At 72.1% G+C, this 20,283-nt stretch carries 20 protein-coding genes; 11 read left to right on the top strand and 9 right to left on the bottom strand.

Annotation, left to right across the window (positions count from 1 at the left end; all coding sequences use genetic code 11):
- Window positions 1-52: 52 nt before the first annotated feature.
- Together ACLU3S_RS26405 and ACLU3S_RS26400 are read right to left on the bottom strand one after the other, a co-directional pair.
- Window positions 53-1,426, bottom strand: coding sequence for a CoA transferase (locus tag ACLU3S_RS26405; RefSeq protein WP_413954447.1), 1,374 nt, complete (start codon window positions 1,424-1,426; stop codon window positions 53-55).
- 71 nt (window positions 1,427-1,497) lie between these two features.
- Entirely contained in the window at window positions 1,498-3,018 is a 1,521-nt protein-coding gene (locus tag ACLU3S_RS26400) for a S8 family peptidase (RefSeq protein ID WP_413954446.1), read from the bottom strand.
- Between the two features lie 259 nt (window positions 3,019-3,277).
- Between ACLU3S_RS26400 and ACLU3S_RS26395 the strand changes: the two genes are divergently transcribed.
- The 3 genes from ACLU3S_RS26395 (at window position 3,278) to moaA (ending at window position 6,416) form a co-directional block, all read left to right on the top strand.
- Window positions 3,278-3,634 carry a DUF485 domain-containing protein gene (locus tag ACLU3S_RS26395; protein ID WP_413954445.1) on the top strand — a complete coding sequence of 119 codons (357 nt, stop codon included), beginning with the start codon at window positions 3,278-3,280 and terminating at the stop codon, window positions 3,632-3,634.
- Complete coding sequence (locus ACLU3S_RS26390) at window positions 3,631-5,256, top strand: cation acetate symporter (protein ID WP_413954444.1); 1,626 nt, start codon at window positions 3,631-3,633, stop codon at window positions 5,254-5,256. Before ACLU3S_RS26395 ends, ACLU3S_RS26390 begins: the two co-directional genes overlap by 4 nt.
- A gap of 170 nt (window positions 5,257-5,426) precedes the next feature.
- Entirely contained in the window at window positions 5,427-6,416 is a 990-nt protein-coding gene (gene moaA / locus ACLU3S_RS26385; RefSeq protein ID WP_413954443.1) for a GTP 3',8-cyclase MoaA, read from the top strand.
- Here moaA and ACLU3S_RS26380 read toward each other — a convergent pair.
- Both ACLU3S_RS26380 and ACLU3S_RS26375 read right to left on the bottom strand, forming a co-directional pair.
- Window positions 6,413-6,631 (bottom strand): hypothetical protein, encoded by a 219-nt coding sequence (locus tag ACLU3S_RS26380; RefSeq protein ID WP_413954442.1) that lies wholly within the window; start codon window positions 6,629-6,631, stop codon window positions 6,413-6,415. The two genes, moaA and ACLU3S_RS26380, sit on opposite strands and share 4 nt — an antisense overlap.
- 268 nt (window positions 6,632-6,899) lie before the next feature.
- The gene (locus tag ACLU3S_RS26375; RefSeq protein ID WP_413954441.1) at window positions 6,900-7,292 is read right to left on the bottom strand and encodes a DUF3099 domain-containing protein; all 393 of its coding nucleotides are present in this window, start codon (window positions 7,290-7,292) and stop codon (window positions 6,900-6,902) included.
- 242 nt (window positions 7,293-7,534) lie between these two features.
- On the opposite strand from ACLU3S_RS26375, the gene ACLU3S_RS26370 reads away from it, so the two are divergent.
- Window positions 7,535-7,816 (top strand): GlsB/YeaQ/YmgE family stress response membrane protein, encoded by a 282-nt coding sequence (locus ACLU3S_RS26370; RefSeq protein WP_413954440.1) that lies wholly within the window; start codon window positions 7,535-7,537, stop codon window positions 7,814-7,816.
- A 54-nt stretch (window positions 7,817-7,870) separates the two neighbouring features.
- On the opposite strand, the gene tyrS is transcribed toward ACLU3S_RS26370, so the two are convergent.
- The 3 genes from tyrS to ACLU3S_RS26355 form a co-directional block, all read right to left on the bottom strand.
- The gene (gene tyrS / locus ACLU3S_RS26365; RefSeq protein ID WP_413954439.1) at window positions 7,871-9,133 is read right to left on the bottom strand and encodes a tyrosine--tRNA ligase; all 1,263 of its coding nucleotides are present in this window, start codon (window positions 9,131-9,133) and stop codon (window positions 7,871-7,873) included.
- A 56-nt stretch (window positions 9,134-9,189) separates the two neighbouring features.
- Window positions 9,190-10,584 (bottom strand): metallopeptidase TldD-related protein, encoded by a 1,395-nt coding sequence (locus ACLU3S_RS26360; RefSeq protein WP_413954438.1) that lies wholly within the window; start codon window positions 10,582-10,584, stop codon window positions 9,190-9,192.
- 82 nt (window positions 10,585-10,666) lie between these two features.
- A complete protein-coding gene (locus tag ACLU3S_RS26355) occupies window positions 10,667-12,190 on the bottom strand; it encodes a TldD/PmbA family protein (protein ID WP_413954437.1) in 1,524 nt (507 codons plus the stop codon).
- 251 nt (window positions 12,191-12,441) lie between these two features.
- Between ACLU3S_RS26355 and fabG the strand changes: the two genes are divergently transcribed.
- From fabG to ACLU3S_RS26340, 3 genes are all read left to right on the top strand, one after another.
- Entirely contained in the window at window positions 12,442-13,161 is a 720-nt protein-coding gene (gene fabG / locus ACLU3S_RS26350) for a 3-oxoacyl-[acyl-carrier-protein] reductase (RefSeq protein ID WP_413954436.1), read from the top strand.
- Window positions 13,162-13,165: 4 nt separating this feature from the next.
- Entirely contained in the window at window positions 13,166-13,933 is a 768-nt protein-coding gene (gene fabI / locus ACLU3S_RS26345; protein ID WP_413954435.1) for an enoyl-ACP reductase FabI, read from the top strand.
- Window positions 13,934-14,104: 171 nt separating this feature from the next.
- Entirely contained in the window at window positions 14,105-14,455 is a 351-nt protein-coding gene (locus ACLU3S_RS26340; protein WP_413954434.1) for a hypothetical protein, read from the top strand.
- On the opposite strand, the gene ACLU3S_RS26335 is transcribed toward ACLU3S_RS26340, so the two are convergent.
- The gene (locus tag ACLU3S_RS26335; protein WP_413954433.1) at window positions 14,433-15,125 is read right to left on the bottom strand and encodes a FadR/GntR family transcriptional regulator; all 693 of its coding nucleotides are present in this window, start codon (window positions 15,123-15,125) and stop codon (window positions 14,433-14,435) included. The two genes, ACLU3S_RS26340 and ACLU3S_RS26335, sit on opposite strands and share 23 nt — an antisense overlap.
- A 124-nt stretch (window positions 15,126-15,249) precedes the next feature.
- Between ACLU3S_RS26335 and ACLU3S_RS26330 the strand changes: the two genes are divergently transcribed.
- From ACLU3S_RS26330 to ACLU3S_RS26315, 4 genes are all read left to right on the top strand, one after another.
- Complete coding sequence (locus tag ACLU3S_RS26330; RefSeq protein ID WP_413954448.1) at window positions 15,250-16,554, top strand: CynX/NimT family MFS transporter; 1,305 nt, start codon at window positions 15,250-15,252, stop codon at window positions 16,552-16,554.
- Between the two features lie 440 nt (window positions 16,555-16,994).
- Window positions 16,995-17,114 (top strand): SGM_5486 family transporter-associated protein, encoded by a 120-nt coding sequence (locus ACLU3S_RS26325; protein WP_267133403.1) that lies wholly within the window; start codon window positions 16,995-16,997, stop codon window positions 17,112-17,114.
- A gap of 164 nt (window positions 17,115-17,278) precedes the next feature.
- On the top strand, window positions 17,279-17,485 hold the full coding sequence (locus ACLU3S_RS26320; protein WP_413954432.1) for a hypothetical protein: 207 nt from the start codon (window positions 17,279-17,281) through the stop codon (window positions 17,483-17,485).
- A 78-nt stretch (window positions 17,486-17,563) separates the two neighbouring features.
- The gene (locus ACLU3S_RS26315) at window positions 17,564-18,082 is read left to right on the top strand and encodes a SixA phosphatase family protein (RefSeq protein WP_413954431.1); all 519 of its coding nucleotides are present in this window, start codon (window positions 17,564-17,566) and stop codon (window positions 18,080-18,082) included.
- A gap of 105 nt (window positions 18,083-18,187) precedes the next feature.
- Here ACLU3S_RS26315 and serB read toward each other — a convergent pair whose 3' ends face one another.
- Window positions 18,188-19,396, bottom strand: a complete 1,209-nt coding sequence (gene serB / locus ACLU3S_RS26310; RefSeq protein WP_413954430.1) for a phosphoserine phosphatase SerB — start codon at window positions 19,394-19,396, stop codon at window positions 18,188-18,190.
- Window positions 19,397-20,283 lie beyond the last annotated feature (887 nt).

Below are 20,283 nucleotides of genomic sequence, written 5' to 3'. Positions count from 1 at the left end.
GGCAGGGCGCGCCTCGATTCGCCAGGCCGTCGCCTTCCGGTCGGCCCGGTGCTCACGCCCAGCCGGCGGCGTCCGAGCCCCACGGCACCGGGGGTCGCGTCCAGTCGGCCGGGCCGCCCGCGAAGGACACCGGTGGCAGGGCGTGCCGCAGCCGGCCGAGCGGGCTGTCCGTCTCGGCGATCCAGGCGTCGGGGCCGTCGTACGGCGCGCCGGCGGCCGGGACCGGGCGGATCCCGTCCGTGAGCCAGTGGGCGGTGCGGGCCAACGCCAGCCGCACGGACCGGCTCCCGCCGTCGTACGACTGCTCGGTCAGCGCCCGCAGCACGGCCGCCGCCAGCAGATAGCCGGTGCCGTGGTCCAGGGCCTGCGCGGGCAGCGCGCCGGGCTGCGCGGCCGAGCCCTCGGTCACGGCGATGCCCGTGGCGACCTGCACCAGGCTGTCGAAGCCGCGCCGCCCGCTCCACGGCCCGTACGCGCCCCACGCCGACACCTGCGCCACGACCAGCCCGGGCCGCCGTTCGGCCAGCGCCTGCGGGGACAGCCCGAACCGGTCCAGCGCGCCCGGCCGGTACCCGGTGACCACGATGTCCGCCGAGGCCAGCAGCTCCTCGAAGGTGTGGCGGCCTGCGGTCAGGTCGAGGGTCGCGGAGCGCTTGCCGAAGCCCGTGTCCGCCTGCTGGTCGGGGAGTTCGGGCAGCCAGGGCGCGTCCACGCGCAGCACGTCCGCGCCCAGCAGCGCCAGGGTGCGGGTGGCGACCGGGCCGGCCAGCACCCGGGTCAGGTCCAGCACGCGCAGCCCGGCGGCGGGCAGCAGGGCAGCGGCGCCCGGTGCGAGCGGGAGCACGCGCGCGGGGGCCGCGTCCAGCCGTTCGCGCTCCACCAGGGGCCGTGCGGCCACCTGGGCGGCCTGCTCGGTCGCCCGCCACTCCTCGGGGGAGCGCAGGGCCACGGCGAGGCCGCCGGCGCCGTAGACCGTCTCCTCGATCTCCCGCGCGGAGACCTCGGCGAGCCGGCCGGCCACCTCCTGCGGCGAGGCACTATCCGGCAGGTCCAGCGCGCCGAGCAACCGGGCCCGGTGGTGCGGGTAGTTGGCGTGGGTGCGCACCCAGCCGTCGGCCGTCCGCCAGAACCGTGACAGCGGCGCGAAGGAGACCGGGGCCCGCCCCTCGACCCTCAGCACACGCTCGCTGTGGAAGGCGGCGGCCACCGCACCGTCGTCGACCCGGACGCCGGGTGGCACGGCATGTCCGGCCCGGCGCGCCGCCAGTTCGGCGGCGGCCAGCGCGCACGCGCCGACGCACGCGCGCGCCAGTTCCCGTACGGGAAGGCGCGCGGCGAGCGCGCCGGGCCGGTCGATCGTCGTCACCCGGGAGAGGAGGCCGGGGGCGCCACCCAGTGCGGTCCATGCGGACGCGATATCCATCATGACAGCACTATGCATTATTGATTCAATCAATAATTCCGGGCGGTCCCGTCCCCCTCACCCCGGGTCCACCCCTACTTGGTCACCGCGGCCAGCGCGTCCGCCGTGCCCCAGCCGTAGAAGCCGTTGCGGTTCCTCGGTCCCTGGCACACCGCGTCGACCTTGCCGTCGCCGTTGATGTCGTACGGATCCGTGCACGGCGTGGCGTCGGCCTCCGCGTACAGCAGCGCCTTGACCAGGGCGGCGGGCGCGTGCGGATGGGTTGACTTGATCAATGCGGCAACGCCGACCACGTGCGGGGTCGCCATCGACGTACCGGCCATGTAGCCCCACCGGCCGCCCGGCAGCGGACCGAGGATCAGGCCGCTGGTCGCCGGGGGCGCCGGCTGCTGGTAGGCCGTGGAGTCGCCGCCCGGCGCGGCGATGTCGATCACCCCGAGGCCGTAGTTGGAGAAGGACGACTTCAGGCCCTTCGCACCGGTCGCCGCGACCGTCACGACACCGGGCAGCTGGGTCGGGATGTCGAAGCACCGGTGCGGGTCGATCACCCGGTCCGAGGGGGTGCCGTCGTTCGGGGAGACCGGGTCGGTGATCGAGTGGGACGCGAGGTCGTAGTTCTCGTTGCCCGCCGCCGCGACGTTGACCGTGCCCTTCTTCTCCGCGTACCGCGAGGCCCGGGTGACGGCGTCCACCAGCGCCTTCTGGTCCGGGTCGTCGGTGCAGTTGAAGTACCAGGGGTCGGTGTAATAGCTGTTGTTGGTCACGTCGACGTGGTGCTCGGCCGCCCACATGAAGCCGCAGACCACGGCCTCCGTGTAGAAGTACCCGTCCGGGTTGGCGACCTTGATGCCGGCCACCTTGACGCCCGGCGCCACGCCCGTGACGCCCACGCCGTTCTTCGCGGCCGCGATCTCGCCCGCCACGTGCGTGCCGTGCGGGCTCTCCGAGGCGCTCGGCCGCCAGGCGCCGTCGGTGGTGTCCGCCTTGCCCGACACGCAGTTGACCGAAGCGGCCCGGTCGAAGTTCGGCGCGATGTCCGGGTGGGTGTCGTCCACGCCGGTGTCGATGACCGCGACCGTGACGTGCGGGCTGCCCAGGGTCTTCTCGTGCGCCTTGTCCGCCTTGATGGCGGGCAGGTCCCACTGCAGCGGCTCCAGCGGGTCCTGCCCGGCGCCCGCCTCCGCCCGGGCCTCGGCCATCTGGGCGGCGCTGAGCACCTTCGGCGTGCCCACGTCCGTGGTGGACGCGGCGGGCAGCGGAGCATGGCGCGTGGCCCCGGCCGAGTCCACCCCGCGCACCGCGCGCATCCGCCGGGCGAAGTCCGGGTCGGTGGAGTGGGCCACGAGCACGCCGATCCTGTCGTAACCGGCCACCACGGTCCCGCCGTTGCGCACGACCGCCTGCCGCACCGACGCGATGGTGCGCGCGTCCGTCCGGGTGTTGACCACGTACGACAGGTTCGGGCCGTCCGTCGCCTGCGGGGCCGTGGCGGGCGAGGCCGAGGCCACCGCGGGCAGGAAACCGAGCGAGGCGGTCAGCGACAGCACGACCGGCACGGCGAGCGCGAGCCGGCGCCTGGAGCGCAGATGAGCCATGGGATCTCCACATCATCCGGATACAGAACCGCCCGGGCACGGATCGGTGCTCGGGCAGGTACATGGCGAGTGGTGCAGGCAGAAGCTATCCCCCCGGCCCAGCGCTCGGCAATGAGTTGGCAATGACTCGCCAAGACCGCTTGCGAAAGAACTCATAGGACTTGAACCGGTCCTCGCGTGGCGCCGTGGACCTGGACAGGGAGCGCGAGCACCATCGAGCCCCCGACCGCATTGGCATCCGCAAACGCGAGGAGACTTCGTGGCCACCGAGACACCGCCCCCCGCGACACCGGGGGCCCCACTCCCCTCCACCGAGGAGTTCACGGACGTGCAGAAGAGCGCAGAGTTCGGTGAACTGCGCCGCGCGCACCGCTCGTTCGCCTTCCCGCTGACCGTCGCCTTCATCGCCTGGTACCTGCTGTACGTGCTGCTCTCCAACTACGCGGGCGGCTTCATGGGCACCAAGGTGGCCGGCAACGTCAACGTGGCCCTGATCCTGGGCCTCGCCCAGTTCCTGAGCACCTTCCTCATCGCCTGGTGGTACGCGCGGCATGCCGCCGCCAAGCTCGACCCGAGGGCCGAGGCCATCAAGTCCCGGATGGAGGGCGGAGAATGAGCCCCGCAGCGCACACCCTGCTGGCCGCAGGCGAGGCCAGTCAGCACCGGACGCTCATCGTCACGCTGTTCGCGGTCTTCGTCGCCGCGACCCTCGTCATCACCGTCTGGGCGGGCCGCCAGACCAAGGACGCGGCCGACTTCTACGCCGGCGGGCGCCAGTTCAGCGGCTTCCAGAACGGCCTCGCCGTCTCCGGGGACTACATGTCCGCCGCCTCCTTCCTCGGCATCGCCGGCGCCATCGCCCTCTTCGGCTACGACGGCTTCCTGTACTCCATCGGCTTCCTGGTCGCCTGGCTCGTCGCCCTGCTCCTGGTCGCCGAGCCGCTGCGCAACTCCGGCCGCTACACGATGGGCGACGTGCTGGCCTACCGGATGCGCCAGCGGCCGGTGCGCACCGCCGCCGGCGTCTCCACCATCGTCGTGTCCATCTTCTACCTGCTGGCCCAGATGGCCGGCGCGGGCGTCCTGGTCTCGCTCCTGCTCGGCATCACCAGCGACGGCGGCAAGATCGGCATCGTCGCCCTGGTCGGCGTCCTGATGATCGTGTACGTCACCATCGGCGGCATGAAGGGCACCACCTGGGTCCAGATGGTCAAGGCGGTCCTGCTCATCGCCGGCGCCGTGCTGCTGACCTTCCTGGTCCTGCTGAAGTTCCACTTCAACGTCTCGGACCTGCTCGGCAGGGCCGCCGACAACAGCGGCAAGGGCTCGGCGTTCCTGGAGCCCGGCCTGAAGTACGGCGCCACCGGCACCACCAAGCTGGACTTCCTCTCGCTCGGCATCGCCCTGGTCCTCGGTACCGCCGGCCTGCCGCACATCCTCATCCGCTTCTACACGGTGCCGACGGCCAAGGCGGCCCGTAAGTCGGTCATCTGGGCCATCGGCCTGATCGGCGCCTTCTACCTGATGACCCTCGCCCTCGGCTTCGGCGCCGCCGCGCTGATCAAACCGGGTGAGATCATCGCCTCCAACAAAGCGGGCAACACCGCGGCCCCCCTGCTCGCCCTGCACCTCGGCGGCGTGGACTCCGACTGGGGCGCCGTCCTGCTCGCCACGATCTCCGCGGTCGCCTTCGCCACGATCCTCGCGGTCGTCGCCGGACTCACCCTCGCCTCGTCCTCGTCCTTCGCCCACGACATCTACGCGAACGTCATCAGGAAGGGGCAGGCCACCGAGAAGCAGGAGGTGAGCGCCGCCCGTTGGGCGACCGTCGGCATCGGCGCGGTCTCGATCGTCCTCGGCGCGCTGGCCCGCGACCTGAACGTGGCCGGCCTGGTGGCCCTCGCCTTCGCCGTCGCCGCCTCCGCCAACCTGCCGACCATCCTGTACAGCCTGTTCTGGAAGCGCTTCACCACCGCCGGCGCCCTGTGGTCGATCTACGGCGGCCTGGTCACCGCGGTCGGCCTGGTGCTGTTCTCGCCGGTGGTCTCCGGCAGCCCGGCCTCGATGTTCCCCGGCGTCGACTTCCACTGGTTCCCGCTGGAGAACCCCGGGATCATCTCGATCCCCGTGGGCTTCCTGCTCGGTGCCGTGGGCACCCTGCTGTCGAAGGAGGTCCCGGACCCCGGCAAGTACGCCGAACTGGAGGTGCGCTCCCTGACGGGGACGGGCGCGCACTGAGATGCCGTACGACGGCCGCGTCGTCCAGGGCCGTACGGTCCTACGACGCGGCCGTGCCGTACCTCGTCGGATCGGGCCGGTGTCGATGTCAGTGGGGTCACGTAGGCTCACAAGTGACGCAACGCCTGAAGCCGATTCAGAATGAGTGATCCGGAGAGGGAGGGGCCCACGTGCTCATCGACACCTACGGCCGGGTGGCCACCGACCTGAGGGTTTCGCTGACCGACCGGTGCAATCTGCGCTGCACGTACTGCATGCCCGAGGAGGGCCTGCAGTGGCTGGCCAAGCCCGACCTGCTCACGGACGACGAGATCGTCCGGCTCATCGACATCGCGGTCCGGATGCTCGGCATCCGGGAGGTCCGCTTCACCGGTGGTGAGCCGCTGCTGCGCCCCGGCCTGGTCGGCATCGTCGAGCGCGTCGCCGCCCTCGCCCCGCGCCCCCGGATGTCCCTCACCACCAACGGCATCGGCCTCAGGCGCACCGCGGCGGCCCTGAAGGCGGCGGGCCTGGACCGGGTCAACGTCTCCCTCGACACCCTCCGCCCCGACGTCTTCAAGACCCTGACCCGCCGCGACCGGCACAAGGACGTCCTCGAGGGCCTCGAAGCCGCCCGCGCGGCGGGCCTCACCCCGGTCAAGGTCAACACGGTGCTGATGCCGGGGCTGAACGAGGACGAGGCCCCCGACCTGCTGGCCTGGGCCGTCGAGCACGACTACGAGCTGCGGTTCATCGAGCAGATGCCCCTGGACGCCCAGCACGGCTGGAAGCGCGAGGGCATGGTCACCGCCGGGGACATCCTCGCCTCCCTGCGCACCCGCTTCGACCTCACCCCCGAGGGCGCCGAACAGCGCGGCTCGGCCCCGGCGGAGCGCTGGCTGGTGGACGGCGGCCCGCACCGGGTCGGCGTGATCGCCTCGGTCACCCGTCCGTTCTGCGCGGCCTGCGACCGCACCCGTCTGACCGCCGACGGTCAGATACGCACCTGCCTGTTCGCCACCGAGGAGACCGACCTGCGCGCCGCGCTGCGCTCCGACCCCTCCGACGAGGAGATCGCCCGCATCTGGCGCCTGGCCATGTGGGGCAAGAAGGCCGGCGCGGGCCTGGACGACCCGTCGTTCGTGCAGCCGGACCGGCCCATGTCGGCGATCGGCGGCTAGGACCCCTCGGGCGCTTCCCAGTCCTCGAACCTCACGACGTCCTTCAGGAGCGCCCGCACCCCGAGGAACTGCGACAGGTGCTCGCGATGCTCCTCGCACGCGAGCCATGTCTTGCGCCGCTCCGGCGTGTGGATCTTCGGGTTGTTCCAGGCCAGCACCCACACGGCGGCGGCACGGCAGCCCTTGGCGGAGCAGATCGGGGTCTCGTCACTCACGGGTTCGTCTCGGGTTCGTCGCACGGAAACAGGGGCAGAACATGGCGACGCCGAGCAGCCACGGGGGGAGCTGCCCGGCGTCGGTCCGTCGCTCCGACGGGGGATGCGGAGCGCGTACGAAGTATGTCACGGGTCACCCGCCGCCCGGCACCGGAACTGCACGATTGATCTGAGCTTTTCTTGAGCTTGACGGGTGGCAGCGTTCCGCTTGCGGCGTCCGCCGAGGTCGTGCAGAGCCCGGCCGTGGTCACGCAGGGCCCGGCCGTGGTCACGCGGCTCCGGGCCGCTTACCGCGCACACCGGCCGCGGGGTTCGTCGGCACGTCCTCCGCCGCGGTCTCGGCCCCGTTGTCCTCGGCCCGCGGCGGTGTGATCATCGGATGCGTCGGCGGGGTGATGAACGTCGAGGGAAGCGAAGGCGGCCTCTCCCGGCCCGCGTTCGCCATCACCACGGCGATGTAGGGCAGAATCGCGCCGGCCACCAGGGCCACGATGGCGAAGTAGCGTTCGACGTTCCACAGGGTGGCCGCGAGGATCACCGACACGGTACGGATCGACATCGAGATGACGTACCGCCGCTGCCGCCCGCGCACATCCTCGGCCAGTCCCGTCCGGGCTCCGGTGATCCGGAACACCTGGACGCCGCCGTGCTGTTTCCGCATCACAATCCACCATTCGCCCGCATCGGACTCGCCCGGCCCGCACCCACGTCCCGCCCGGCGGGGAACCGTTGCCGGACGTCTCCACGGTACGCCGCGGCCCCGCCGCCCACGAGACCGGGTCGTCCCCTGCCTGCGGCAATGCCACCGGCCCCGCCCCTTACGGGGGAATCCGACATGCGCCGTACGGCGCAGCGACCGAGACTGACCGTAATGCTCACGTCGATCCGTACGAGGAGGCAGCCATGGGCTGGTTGTGGGCGATCATCGTGGGGTTCGTCCTGGGCGTCATCGCCAAGGCGGTCATCCCGGGCAAGCAGCACAGCCCCCTCTGGCTGACCACCATCTGCGGCATCCTCGGCGCCATCGTGGGCAACGCGGTCGCCCGGGCCGTCGGTGTCGAGTCGACCCGGGGCATCGACTGGAGCAGGCACATCTTCCAGCTCGTGGCCGCCATCATCATCGTCGCCGCGGTCGACGCCCTGTACATGGCGACGCTGGGCAAGCGCAAACAGCAACGGGCCTGACCCCGGACACGCCGAAGGGCGGCACCCCTGGCGGGTGCCGCCCTTCGGCGTGTCTCACGCGACCTCGACCGCGGCCAGGTTCCTCTTGCCCCGCCGCAGCACCAGCCAGCGGCCGTGGATCAGGTCCTGGGCCGACGGCACCGCGTCCTCCGCGGTGACCTTCGCGTTGTTCACGTAGGCACCGCCCTCCTTCACCGTGCGCCGCGCGGCGGACTTGCTGGCCACCAGCCCCACCTCCGCGAACAGGTCCACCACCGGGCCCAGCTCGGGGACCTTGATGTGGGGCAGCTCGGACAGCGCGGCCGCCAGCGTCTTCTCGTCCAGCTCCGCCAGCTCGCCCTGCCCGAACAGCGCCTTGGACGCGGCGATCACCGCGGCCGTCTGCTCGGCGCCGTGCACCAGCGTCGTCAGCTCCTCGGCGAGCGCCCGCTGCGCGGCCCGGGCCTGCGGACGCTCCTCGGTCTGCCGCTCCAGCTCCTCGATCTCCTCGCGGGACCGGAAGCTGAAGATGCGCAGGAACTTGGAGACGTCCCGGTCGTCGGCGTTGACCCAGAACTGGTAGAACGCGTACGGCGTGGTCATCTCGGGGTCGAGCCACACCGTGCCGGACTCGGTCTTGCCGAACTTGGTGCCGTCCGCCTTGGTGATCAGCGGGGTGCCGAGCGCGTGCACCACGGCGTCCGGCTCGACCCGGTGGATCAGGTCGGTGCCGGAGGTGAGGTTGCCCCACTGGTCGCTGCCGCCGGTCTGCAGGGTGCAGCCGTACCGCCGGTACAGCTCCAGGAAGTCCATGCCCTGCAGGATCTGGTAGCTGAACTCGGTGTAGCTGATGCCCGCGTCGGAGTTGAGCCGCCGGGAGACGGCCTCCTTGGCGATCATCTTGTTGACCCGGAAGTGCTTGCCGATGTCCCGCAGGAACTCGATGGCCGACAGGCCCTGGGTCCAGTCCAGGTTGTTGACCATCACCGCGGCGTTCGGACCCTCGAAGTCCAGCAGCGGCTGGATCTGCGCGCGCAGCCGCTCCACCCACTGGGCGACGACCTCCGGCGCGTTCAGCGTGCGCTCGGCGGTGGGCTTCGGGTCACCGATCAGACCGGTGGCACCCCCGACCAGGCCCAGCGGGCGGTGCCCCGCCTGCTGGAGGCGGCGCATCGTGAGGATCTGCACCAGGTTGCCCAGGTGCAGGCTGGGCGCGGTCGGGTCGAAGCCGCAATAGAACGTGACGGGGCCGTCCGCGAACGCCTTGCGCAGTGCGTCCTCGTCCGTGGAGAGGGCGATGAGCCCCCGCCACTTCAGCTCGTCGACGATGTCCGTCACGGTTCTCGTGTCTCCTCGGTGATCTTCGGGCAGTCGGGTGACAGCCGACTACGAGGTTATACGCCCTGACTGACAGAACTCATGTTGAAATCGGGGACCCGCAGCGCCGGCATGGCGGCCCGGGTGAACCAGTCGCTCCACTCCCGCGGCAGCGTGCGCTCCGTGCGGCCCGCCTCCGTGGCCCGCCGCAGCAGGTCCACCGGCGACTCGTTGAACCGGAAGTTGTTCATCTGCCCGGTCACCTCCCCGTTCTCCACGAGGTAGACGCCGTCCCGGGTCAGGCCCGTGAGCAGCAGTGTGGCCGGGTCGACCTCGCGGATGTACCACAGGCAGGTCAGCAGCAGCCCGCGCCCGGTGTCCGCGACCATCTCCTCCAGGGAGCGATCGTTGCCGCCGTCCAGGATCAGGTTCCCCGGCGCCGGGGCGACCGGCAGGCCCGTCAGGGCGGCGCTGTGCCGGGTCGTCGTCAGATGCCTGAGCACGCCCTCGCGGATCCAGTCGGTGGGGTGCGTCGGAAGGCCGTTGTCGAACACCGACTGGTCGCCGCCCGAGGAGTGGGCGACCACGAAGGGCAGGCACTCGAGGCCCGGCTCGTTCGGGTCGCTGCGCAGGGTCAGGGGCAGCTCGGAGAGCTTCTCGCCGATCCGGGTGCCGCCGCCCGGCTTCGAGAACACCGTGCGCCCCTCGGCCGCGTCCCGGCCGGAGGCCGACCACAGCTGGTAGATCAGCAGGTCCGCGACCGCGGTCGGCGGCAGCAGCGTCTCGTAGCGGCCCGCGGGCAGCTCCACGCGCCGCTCGGCCCAGCCCAGGCGCACGGCCAGCTCGGCGTCGAGGGCGCCCGGGTCCACGTCCTTGAAGTCCCGGGTGGAGCGGCCGGCCCAGGCCGAGCGCGTGCGGTCGGGCGACTTGGCGTTGAGCTCCAGCGTGCCGTTCGGCTGGTCGTGCCGCAGCCTCAGCCCGGTGGACGTGCCCACGTACGTCGAGACCAGCTCGTGGTTGGCGAAGCCGTACAGCTCCCGGCCGCCCGCACGCGCGCGGGCGAAGGCCTCGCCCAGCGCCGGCGCGAAGTCGGCGAACACCGCGGAGGAGGTCTCGGCGGGCGCGTCCGTGAAGTCAGGCGACGGGGGCGCGTCCGTGACCAGCGGCTGCGCGTCCTCGGCGGGCCCGGATCCGCGCGCGGCCTCCTCGGCGGCGCGCACCAGCGGCTCCAGGTCCGCGGCCGTGACGGCCGAGCGCGAGACCACACCGGAGGCCGTGCCCTCCTTGCCGTCCACGGTCGCGATCACGGTGAGCGTACGGCCCCGCGTCACACCGTTCGTGGTGAGCGCGTTGCCGGCCCAGCGCAGGTTGGCGGTGGAGTGCTCGTCCGCGATGACGACGCAGCCGTCGGCCCGGGACAGCGCGAGGGCCTGCTCGACGACCTCGTGCGGCTTGTTCGTACGGGCGCTCATCGACCGGCCTCCTGAGTCGTGTTGAGACTGTGCTTTCCCGGGGTGCGCCCCCCGGACCCCCGGCCGATCGCCGTGCTGACCTTCATCGACCGGCCTCCTGAGTCGTGTTGAGGATGTTGACGCCCCGGAACAGGGCGGAGGGGCAGCCGTGGGACACGGCGGCGACCTGGCCCGGCTGGGCCTTGCCGCAGTTGAAGGCGCCGCCGAGGACATAGGTCTGCGGACCGCCCACCGCCGCCATCGACCCCCAGAAGTCGGTGGTCGTCGCCTGGTAGGCGACGTCCTTCAGCTGCCCGGTGATCCGCCCGTTCTCGATCCGGAAGAAGCGCTGCCCGGTGAACTGGAAGTTGTACCGCTGCATGTCGATCGACCAGGACCGGTCGCCGACCACGTAGATGCCCCGGTCGACGCCGCCGATCAGGTCCTCGGTGGACAGCCCCGCCGGGTCGGGCCGGAGGGAGACGTTGGCCATGCGCTGCACCGGCACATGGGCGGGCGAATCGGCGTACGCGCACCCGTTGGACCGCTCGAACCCGGTGAGCCGGGCGATCCTGCGGTCCAGCTGGTAGCCCACCAGCGTGCCGTCCCTCACCAGGTCCCAGGACTGCGCCTCGACGCCCTCGTCGTCGTATCCGACGGTCGCCAGGCCGTGCTCGGCGGTGCGGTCACCGGTGACGTTCATCAGCTCGGAGCCGTAGGCCAGCTTGCCCAGCTGGTCGAAGGTGGCGAAGGAGGTGCCGGCGTACGCGGCCTCGTAGCCGAGCGCCCGGTCCAGCTCCGTCGCGTGCCCGATGGACTCGTGGATGGTCAGCCACAGGTTGGACGGGTCGACCACCAGGTCGTACAGGCCCGGTTCCACGCTCGGCGCCCGCATCTTCTCGGCGAGCAGCTCCGGGATCCGCTCCAACTCGGAGTCCCAGTCCCAGCCGGTGCCGGTCAGGTACTCCCAGCCCCGCCCCACGGGCGGCGCGAGGGTGCGCATGGAGTCGAACTCCCCGCTCGACTCGTCGACCGACACGGCCGTCAGCTGCGGATACAGCCGCACCCGCTGCTGGGTGGTCACCGTCCCCGCGGTGTCCGCATAGAACTTGTTCTCGTGCACGGTGAGCAGCGAGGCGTCCACGTGGTCGACGCCGTTGGCCGCCAGCAGCCGGGCGCTCCACTCGGCCAGCAGCGCCGCCTTCTCCTCGCCGGGCACCGAGAACGGGTCGATCTCGTACGAGGAGATCCACGTCTTGTCGGTGTGCACGGGCTCGTCGGCGAGTTCCACGCGCTCGTCCGACCCCGCCGCCCTGATCACCTCCGCGGAGAGCTTGGCCATGGCGACCGCCTGGGCGGCCACCCTGGCGGCCGCGTCCATGGTCAGGTCCACCCCGGAGGCGAAGCCCCACGTACCGCCGTGCACGACCCGGACCGCGTATCCGAGGTCGGTGGTGTCCGACGATCCCGCGGGCTTGGCGTCCCGCAGCCGCCAGGACGCACTGCGCACCCGCTCGAACCGGAAGTCCGCGTGCTCGGCCCCGAGCGCACGCGCGCGTGCGAGCGCGGCGTCGGCCAGGGCCCTGAGCGGCAGCGCCGTGAAGGCTTCGTCGATGGAATGAGGCACGGAGGTCTCCCTGCTGTCGTCGCCTGTCGCGTCCGATCATGGCGCGCGAGCGGCCCGGCGGACCACACCCTTTCGGTCCCGGAGCGGCGCGATTCTGTAGGGACCCGACAGCGACACCCCCGCGCCACTGTCGGTGCCCGATTGCCCTCCGGCGCGGCGGTACCGATAGGTTTTCGGGGGAAGCCGCCTGTCATCCAGCTGTTCGGGCGGGTTGTCGGACATCTGCAGACCGCTATCGAAAGGGTGATCCGTTGAGCCGCTCGGTTCTCGTCACCGGAGGCAACCGGGGCATCGGCCTCGCCATCGCCCGCGCTTTCGCCGACGCCGGCGACAAGGTTGCCATCACGTACCGCACGGGCGAGCCGCCGGCCGCCCTGGCGGAATTGGGCTGCCTGGCCGTCAAGTGCGACATCACCGACCCGGAGCAGGTGGAGCAGGCCTACAAGGAGATCGAGGAGCAGCACGGCCCGGTCGAGATACTGATCGCCAACGCCGGTGTGACCAAGGACCAGCTGCTGATGCGCATGTCCGAGGAGGACTTCACCTCGGTCGTCGACACCAACCTCACCGGCACCTTCCGCGTCGTCAAGCGTGCGAACCGCGGCATGCTGCGCGCCAAGAAGGGCCGCGTCATCCTGATCTCGTCCGTGGTCGGCCTGCTCGGGTCGGCCGGCCAGGCCAACTACGCCGCCTCCAAGGCCGGCCTGGTCGGTTTCGCGCGCTCCCTGGCCCGCGAGCTGGGGTCGCGCAACATCACCTTCAACGTCGTCGCACCCGGCTTCGTCGACACCGACATGACCAAGGTGCTCACCGACGAGCAGCGCAAGAACATCGTCTCGCAGGTGCCGCTCGGCCGCTACGCGCAGCCGGAGGAGATCGCCGCGACGGTGCGGTTCCTCGCCTCCGACGACGCCTCGTACATCACTGGAGCCGTCATCCCCGTTGACGGCGGACTGGGAATGGGTCACTGATCACATGAGCGGAATTCTCGAGGGCAAGCGCGTCCTGATCACCGGTGTGCTGATGGAGTCCTCCATCGCCTTCCACGCCGCCAAGCTGGCCCAGGAGCAGGGCGCCGAGATCATCCTGACGGCGTTCCCGCGGCCCACCCTGACCGAGCGCATCGCCAAGAAGCTGCCGAAGCCCACCAAGGTCATCGAGCTCGACGTCACCAACGGCGAGCACCTGAGCCGCCTGGCCGACCTGGTCGGCGAGGAGCTGGGCGGCCTCGACGGCGTCGTGCACTCCATCGGCTTCGCGCCGCAGGACGCGCTCGGCGGCAACTTCCTGAACACGCCCTTCGAGTCCGTGGCCACCGCCATGCACGTCTCGGCGTACTCCCTGAAGTCGCTCACCACGGCCTGCCTGCCGCTGATGCAGAACGGCGGCTCGGTCGTCGGTCTGACCTTCGACGCGCAGTTCGCCTGGCCGCAGTACGACTGGATGGGCCCGGCCAAGGCCGCCCTGGAGGCCACCAGCCGGTACCTCGCCCGTGACCTGGGCAAGCAGAACATCCGCTGCAACCTCATCTCGGCCGGCCCCATCGGCTCCATGGCCGCCAAGTCCATCCCGGGTTTCAGCGAGCTGGCCTCCGTCTGGGACACCCGCTCCCCGCTGGAGTGGGACCTGAAGGACCCCGAGCCGGCAGGCCGCGGCATCGTCGCCCTGCTGAGCGACTGGTTCCCGAAGACCACCGGCGAGATCATCCACGTGGACGGCGGTCTGCACGCCATCGGCGCCTGACCCCACCGCCCGAGCCCTGACGACGAGGCCCGCACCCGGCTCCCGGGTGCGGGCCTCGTCGCTGTCATCCGTTCGGCTCGCCGGCCGGGCGCCCCGCCGCGCGGGCGGCGCACCCTGTTGACAGCGTTCACCTGGCGCGTCCCTCCGCAGCCCGGCCGAGGAGGTCCCCTTGTGCGCCCGTCCCGCAGCCTCGCCCCGCTGGCCGTGGCCGTCGCCCTCGTGCTCTGCCTGCCCTACGACGCGATGCCCCGCGCGCGCGTGAGCGCCGCGCGGCCGCCCGCGCCCGACCTGTTCGGCGCCGCCTGCCGCACGGCCGTCCGTGGCTCCCACGTGGAGGCCTACTGCCACAATCCGTATGTCGACACCGACCGGGTGCGCCTGCACGTCGAGTGCGCCCGCTGGTGGGACATCGACACCGACAGCGCGCCGGTGGACGCCGGGCCCGCCATGACCGTACGGCTGACCGGGCGGTGCTGGAAGGAGATCCGCACGGCCTGGATCAGTCACCAGAGGGTGCGCTGAGCCGGCCCGGACGGCACAGGAACGGGTAGCTCGCGGCCTCCGCCGCCGCCACCTCGGCGTCGCCCGCGCGGATCGCGTCCACGAGCCTGGTGTGGTCCATGTGCGTCTCCGGCGTCAGCCCCGCGCCCACGTCCGCGCGCAGCCAGTCCCGCAGGACCTCGCCCAGGTCCGCGTACATCGCCGTCATGACGTCGTTGTGCGAGGCGGCCACGACGGCCAGGTGGAAGGTGGCGTCGGCCGTCACGAAGGCCTCCGCCTCGCCCGCCTCCCAGGCCTCCTCGCGCCGCGTCAGCAGCGCGTCCAGCTGCTTGAGGTCCTTCTCGGTGCGCCGCTCGGCGGCCAGCCTGGCGGCGGCGGACTCCAGCGTCGAGCGCAGCTCCGCGATGTGCCGCGGGTCGGCCCCGGAGAACCGGCGGTGCATCACGCCGGCCAGTTCGCTCGTCGCCACCACATAGGTGCCGGAGCCCTGCCGGATGTCCAGCAGCCCGTTGTGCGCGAGCGCGCGGACCGCCTCACGGACCGTGTTACGGGCGACGCCCAGCTGCTCCACCAGTTCCGGCTCGGTCGGGATGCGGGAGCCGACCGGCCACTCGCCGGACGTGATCTGGTTCCGCAGCTCGGCGATGACCTGCTCGGACAGCGCCGAACGGCGCGGGTGGCTCAGGGGCATGGCACACCTTCGCACGACGGTTCCGGGCGCGGGGGCCGCGGGGATGGACAGTCAATCATCCCATGATTCTATGATGTGCTGCATGGCCAGTGAGGAAACCCGGACAGTGGAAACCCGTACGGCGATGTCCCCGAGCAGACGCGGTGCGGCGGCCTCGGCGAACACGGACAGGAGGACCTCGGGCGCGGGTGCCACGCGCGCGTGGGCGACCCGCCTGGTGATCGTCGGCATCGTGCTGTCCGCGGTGAACCTCCGCCCCGCCATCACGAGCCTCGGCGCGCTCATGGAGGAGGTGCGCGACGGGCTCGGCATGAGCGGCAGCGTGGCCGGACTGCTCACCTCCGTGCCCCCGCTGTGCTTCGCCGTCTTCGGCGTGGCCGCGCCCCGGCTGGCCCGGCGCTTCGGACCGGCCGCCGTGGTGTGCGCGGGCATGGTCGCCATCGCCGCGGGCCTGCTGATACGGCCGTACGCGGGGAACACCGCGGGATTCCTGGCCGCCAGCGCGCTCGCCCTGATGGGCATCGCCGTGAGCAACGTGCTGATGCCGGTCATCGTCAAGCGCTGGTTCCCCGACCGGGTCGGCTCCATGACCGGCCTGTACTCGATGGCCCTCGCCCTCGGCACCTCCGTCGCCGCCGCGGCGACCGTGCCGCTGACCGACGCCATGGGTGGCAACTGGCACTCCGGGCTCGCCGTCTGGGCCGCCGTCGCCGCCGCGGCCGTCCTGCCCTGGCTGCCGCTGGTACGGGACCGCGGTACCGGCGCGGCGGGGGACCGCCGGCAGCTTCCCGCGACCGCGGAGCAGGGGCAGGTTCCGCAGACCGTCCCGACTCCGCAGGCCCCGCTGCGGATCACCCGCAGCCGCACCGCCTGGGCGCTCGCCGTCTTCTTCGGCCTCCAGGCCACCGCCGCCTACATCACCATGGGCTGGATGGCGCAGATCTTCCGCGACGCCGGCGTTCCGGCGGGCACCGCGGGCCTGCTGCTCGCCGTCACCATGGTGATGGGCGTGCCGCTGGCCTTCGTCATCCCGCGGGTCGCCACGCGGCTGCCCCACCAAGGCCCGATCGTGCTGACGCTGGGCGTGTGCGGCCTCGCCGGGTACGCCGGCCTGTACTTCGCGCCCGCCGGCGGCGCCTGGGCCTGGGCGCTGCTGCTCGGCGTCTCCAACTGCGCCTTCCCGCTGGCCCTGACGATGGTCGGCATGCGGGCCCGGACCGGCCCGGGCGTGGCCCAGCTGTCCGCGTTCGCGCAGAGCACCGGCTACCTGATCTCCATCCCCGGCCCGCTCCTGGTCGGCGTGCTCTACCAGCACAGCGGCGGCTGGGGCCTGCCGATCGCCCTCATGGCGGGCCTCATGGTGCCCCAGATTCTGGTGGGCCTGCTGGCGGGCCGCGACCGCACGGTGGAGGACGAGGCAGCCGGGTAGTGCCGGCTCCGGAGGGCGGGCGGCTCCGGAGGGCGGGCGGCTCCGGCCGGGGGCGGTGCCGGCCTGGGTGACGGAACCGAGGGGGGCCGGACTCGCCGGAGCGGGAGGAAGCCCCGGAACGCCCGGAAGGCCCGTTTGGGAGGCCCGGGAGACGATGGGCGAGGCCGCCCGGCAGGAGGTCGGCTCGGCCCGGCCCGAGGCCCGTCCGTGGGACTTTTCCGGGGCGGCGGGCGCTCGCGGGTAGTCGGGTGCGTCGGCCGGATGGACCACGCCGGCAGACCCGGTCGGGCGGATCGCCCGCCGGGGACAGGTGCTCGCGAGGTGAAGCGAGTGATCCGGCCGGGGCGTGCGGGTGACCGATCCGACGCCGAGCCACCCGCACGGGCGACTGGGGCCGCCCCGGCCGTCTCCCGCGGAGCGGATGGTGCGAGACTGGCCGCATGCAGCCTGTGCTCGACCCGAACCCGCAGAACGGCCAGAAGAAGATGCTGATCGTCTTCGGCTCGTTCTTCGCCATCTTCGTGATCATTGCCATCATCGCGACCCTCGCCTCCCCCTGACGGCCCCCGGGCCGATGGTGGGGGTGGCCCCCCTTCCCCTAGGGGGTAAGGGTCAGGGTCAACTGGGTGGAAGTCCGGATGGGTTGGCGGCCCCGGATTCCGTAGCTTCGAGACGTGACCGCGCGAGGCGGTCACCGACCCACTCGAGGACCACGGAGGCGATCATGCCGGCCCGCACCCACTCCCGGCCCCACCCGGCGACCACGGGCGGCGTCGACATCCGGCTGCCCTGGTGGGCCCTCGCCCTGCCCGCGCTCGCGTTCGTCGCGCTGCTGCTGCTGATACTGAACCCGTCGGACGCGCACGCGGCGAGCGGCGACCCGGCCATCACCCACCTCTTCGAGCGCGCCCGGCAACTTCTCGCACGCTGACCAGGAGCCCGTTCCCGCGGCGAATCCGCATGTCAACTCCCTGCGCCGCATGGCCTGTTTCATGCGAAGCTGGGTCCCATGAGCGTCGCAGAACCCCGCAGGATCGCCCTCTTCCGGCATGCGAAAGCCGACTGGCCCCAGGTCTCCGACCACGAGCGCCCGCTCGCCGAGCGGGGCCGCAAGGACGCCGCCGTCGCCGGACGCAAGCTGACCGACTCCGGCATCACCTTCGACCTGGCCCTGTGCTCCACCGCCACCCGGACCCGCGAGACCTGGAAGCTCGCTGTCCACGAACTGGCGCACCGCCCGAAGACGGTCTACGAGGAGCGGGTCTACGATGCCTCGCCCGGCGAACTGATCGCCGTGCTCAACGAGATCCCGGACGACGTCAGGAACGTGATCCTGATCGGCCACAACCCGGGGGTGCACGGCCTCGCCGACATCCTGGCCGGCTCCGCCGAGGGCGACGCCCGCGAGCGGATGAACCGCCGCGGCTTCCCCGCCGCGGCCTTCGCGCTGCTGTCCTTCGAGGGTCCCTGGAAGAGCCTGGAGCCGGGTGTGGCCACGCTCACGGACTACTGGGCGCCCTCGGAGTGACCCGGACGTGACGCCGTAGGGCGCCCGCAGCCGCGGCACACCGCACGGTCCGGCACCGGACCCGAGTGCCGGGCCCTGCCGCACCCGGCGGGGCGCCGCTCCGGCTCAGCTCTCGTCGTGCGTGTCGGCCGCCTCGACCTCTTCCCGGGTGATGCCGAGGAGGTAGAGGACCGTGTCGAGGAAGGGGAAGTTCACCGCCGTGTGTGCCGCCTCGCGGACCACCGGCTTGGCGTTGAAGGCGACGCCGAGACCGGCCGCGTTCAGCATGTCCAGATCGTTGGCGCCGTCACCGATGGCCACCGTCTGTGACAGCGGCACCCCGGCCTCCGCGGCGAACCGGCGCAGCAGCCGCGCCTTCCCCGCGCGGTCCACGATCTCGCCGGTCACCCGGCCGGTCAGCTTCCCGTCGGCGATCTCCAGCGTGTTGGCCTGGGCGAAGTCGAGCCCCAGCCGCTCCTTCAGATCGTCCGTGACCTGCGTGAAGCCACCCGAGACGACCCCGACCTGGTAGCCGAGCCGCTTCAGTGTGCGGATCAGGGTGCGGGCGCCCGGGGTGAGCCGCACCTCGTTGCGCACCTTCTCCACGACCGAGGCGTCCAGCCCCGCCAGCAGGGCCACGCGCGCGTGCAGCGACTGCTCGAAGTCCAGCTCGCCGCGCATCGCCGCCGCCGTCACCTCGGCGACCTTGTCCTCGCAGCCCGCGTGAGCGGCGAACAGCTCGATGACCTCGTCCTGGATCAGGGTGGAGTCCACGTCCATGACCACCAGGCGCTGCGCGCGCCGGTGCAGGCCCGCGGAGACGACCGCGATGTCGACACCCAGTGCCGCAGCGTCCGACGCGAGGGCCGTGCGCAGCGGCCCGGTCTCCACGCCGGAGACGGCGAACTCCACCGCGGTCACCGGGTACTTGGCGAGCCGGAAGATACGGTCGATGTTGCCCCCGGCCTTCGCGATCCGGGCGGCGACGGCGGCCGTCGACTCGGCGGTGAGCGGATGGCCGAGCACGGTCACCAGGGAGCGCCCGAGACCGCGCGGCCGGTTGTCGCCGTGGCCCGAGATGATCTCCGCCTGCATCTTCATCGACTCGGCCCAGCTGTGCACGGTTGCCCGCAGGTCGCCCTCCAGGCCGGCCGAGGGCTGGCTGACCAGCGCGCACAGCACCAGGCGCCCCCGCGTGACGACCTGCTCGATGTCGACCACGTCGACGCAGTACGCGGCCAGCGTGTCGAAGAGGCCGGCCGTGATGCCCGGGCGGTCCTTGCCGAAGATCTTGACGAGGAGAGTGGGGACCTCTGAGGTCTGCGAAGCGCTCATGGTGTCACCACCGTATCCGGCACCCAGTGCCGCCCGCCGCCGAGGTCCGCCTGACGGACACGGAACAATGGGTGGCGGTCCGGTGTCGCGGACCTGGCCGGGGAAAGACCTGCCGGGGACGACCAGTCCCCTGCCCGCACGCTGCCGACACCCACCTTCACCATGACTGTGCCACGGCGGCCCGCGCAGGCGCATGTGCACTCCGCTCGGGAGAGGGCCGCTTCAGGTGCCGGCGCCTCCCCTGGCTGCGGGGCGGGCGTCGCCATCGCGCGCGCACTTGCCACTGCTGTGCCGCTCCGTCCGGGCGCGGTGGTTCTCTCCGCGACGCCCGGGTGGTCCCGACGGGTGCGACGCCCGGGCGGTCGCCGGCTTCACCCGCGGCGCTTGGGCGTTCCCGGTGGCGGCGGGGGCCCGTCTTCCGGCCTGCCCCGTCGTTGATCGTCCGGCCGTGGGGCCGGACCTCGGCGGGGCGGCGGGGGAGCGGGGCCGAGTGGGCCGGCGATGGTCGGGGCGCCGTACACGTCCTCGCCGGGCTGCGGCGGCACGGCGTCCGGCGGCTCCTCGCGTCCCTCCTCCGGCACCTTCAGGTAAGGATTCGTGTCGGGGTTCGGAGGCCGGTACGGCCTGCTCGGCAGGTAGGGCCCGACGCCGTCACCGTATGCCGCGTGCCCGCCCCCGGCGCTGTACCCGGAGCGCTCTCCGCCCCCGGCGCCCGCCCTGAAGCGCTCTCCGCCACCGCCGTACTCGGCGCTCCCGACCGTCCCTTCACCGTGACCCGCATGCCCGGCCGGCGTCCCCCGGCCGCGCCCCGGATACCCGGCACCGGCTTTCCCGCCGCCTTTCGGGCCCGACACCCCCTCGCCGTACTCAGTGCCCCCGGACATCCC

This window comes from Streptomyces sp. AF1A, from assembly GCF_047340315.1.
Classification (GTDB): domain Bacteria; phylum Actinomycetota; class Actinomycetes; order Streptomycetales; family Streptomycetaceae; genus Streptomyces.
This window is presented reverse-complemented; position numbering and strand designations above follow the sequence as displayed.

Bases quoted from the DNA above. Each gene is read 5' to 3' on its own strand.
- ACLU3S_RS26405 (WP_413954447.1), bottom strand. From the start codon at position 1,426: ATGATGGATATCGCGTCCGCATGGACCGCACTGGGTGGCGCCCCCGGC.
- ACLU3S_RS26400 (WP_413954446.1), bottom strand. From the start codon at position 3,018: ATGGCTCATCTGCGCTCCAGGCGCCGGCTCGCGCTCGCCGTGCCGGTC.
- ACLU3S_RS26390 (WP_413954444.1), top strand. From the start codon at position 3,631: ATGAGCCCCGCAGCGCACACCCTGCTGGCCGCAGGCGAGGCCAGTCAG.
- ACLU3S_RS26375 (WP_413954441.1), bottom strand. From the start codon at position 7,292: ATGCGGAAACAGCACGGCGGCGTCCAGGTGTTCCGGATCACCGGAGCC.
- ACLU3S_RS26370 (WP_413954440.1), top strand. From the start codon at position 7,535: ATGGGCTGGTTGTGGGCGATCATCGTGGGGTTCGTCCTGGGCGTCATC.
- ACLU3S_RS26360 (WP_413954438.1), bottom strand. From the start codon at position 10,584: ATGAGCGCCCGTACGAACAAGCCGCACGAGGTCGTCGAGCAGGCCCTC.
- fabI (WP_413954435.1), top strand. From the start codon at position 13,166: ATGAGCGGAATTCTCGAGGGCAAGCGCGTCCTGATCACCGGTGTGCTG.
- ACLU3S_RS26335 (WP_413954433.1), bottom strand. From the start codon at position 15,125: ATGCCCCTGAGCCACCCGCGCCGTTCGGCGCTGTCCGAGCAGGTCATC.
- ACLU3S_RS26330 (WP_413954448.1), top strand. From the start codon at position 15,250: ATGTCCCCGAGCAGACGCGGTGCGGCGGCCTCGGCGAACACGGACAGG.
- ACLU3S_RS26325 (WP_267133403.1), top strand. From the start codon at position 16,995: ATGCAGCCTGTGCTCGACCCGAACCCGCAGAACGGCCAGAAGAAGATG.
- ACLU3S_RS26320 (WP_413954432.1), top strand. From the start codon at position 17,279: ATGCCGGCCCGCACCCACTCCCGGCCCCACCCGGCGACCACGGGCGGC.
- ACLU3S_RS26315 (WP_413954431.1), top strand. From the start codon at position 17,564: ATGAGCGTCGCAGAACCCCGCAGGATCGCCCTCTTCCGGCATGCGAAA.
- serB (WP_413954430.1), bottom strand. From the start codon at position 19,396: ATGAGCGCTTCGCAGACCTCAGAGGTCCCCACTCTCCTCGTCAAGATC.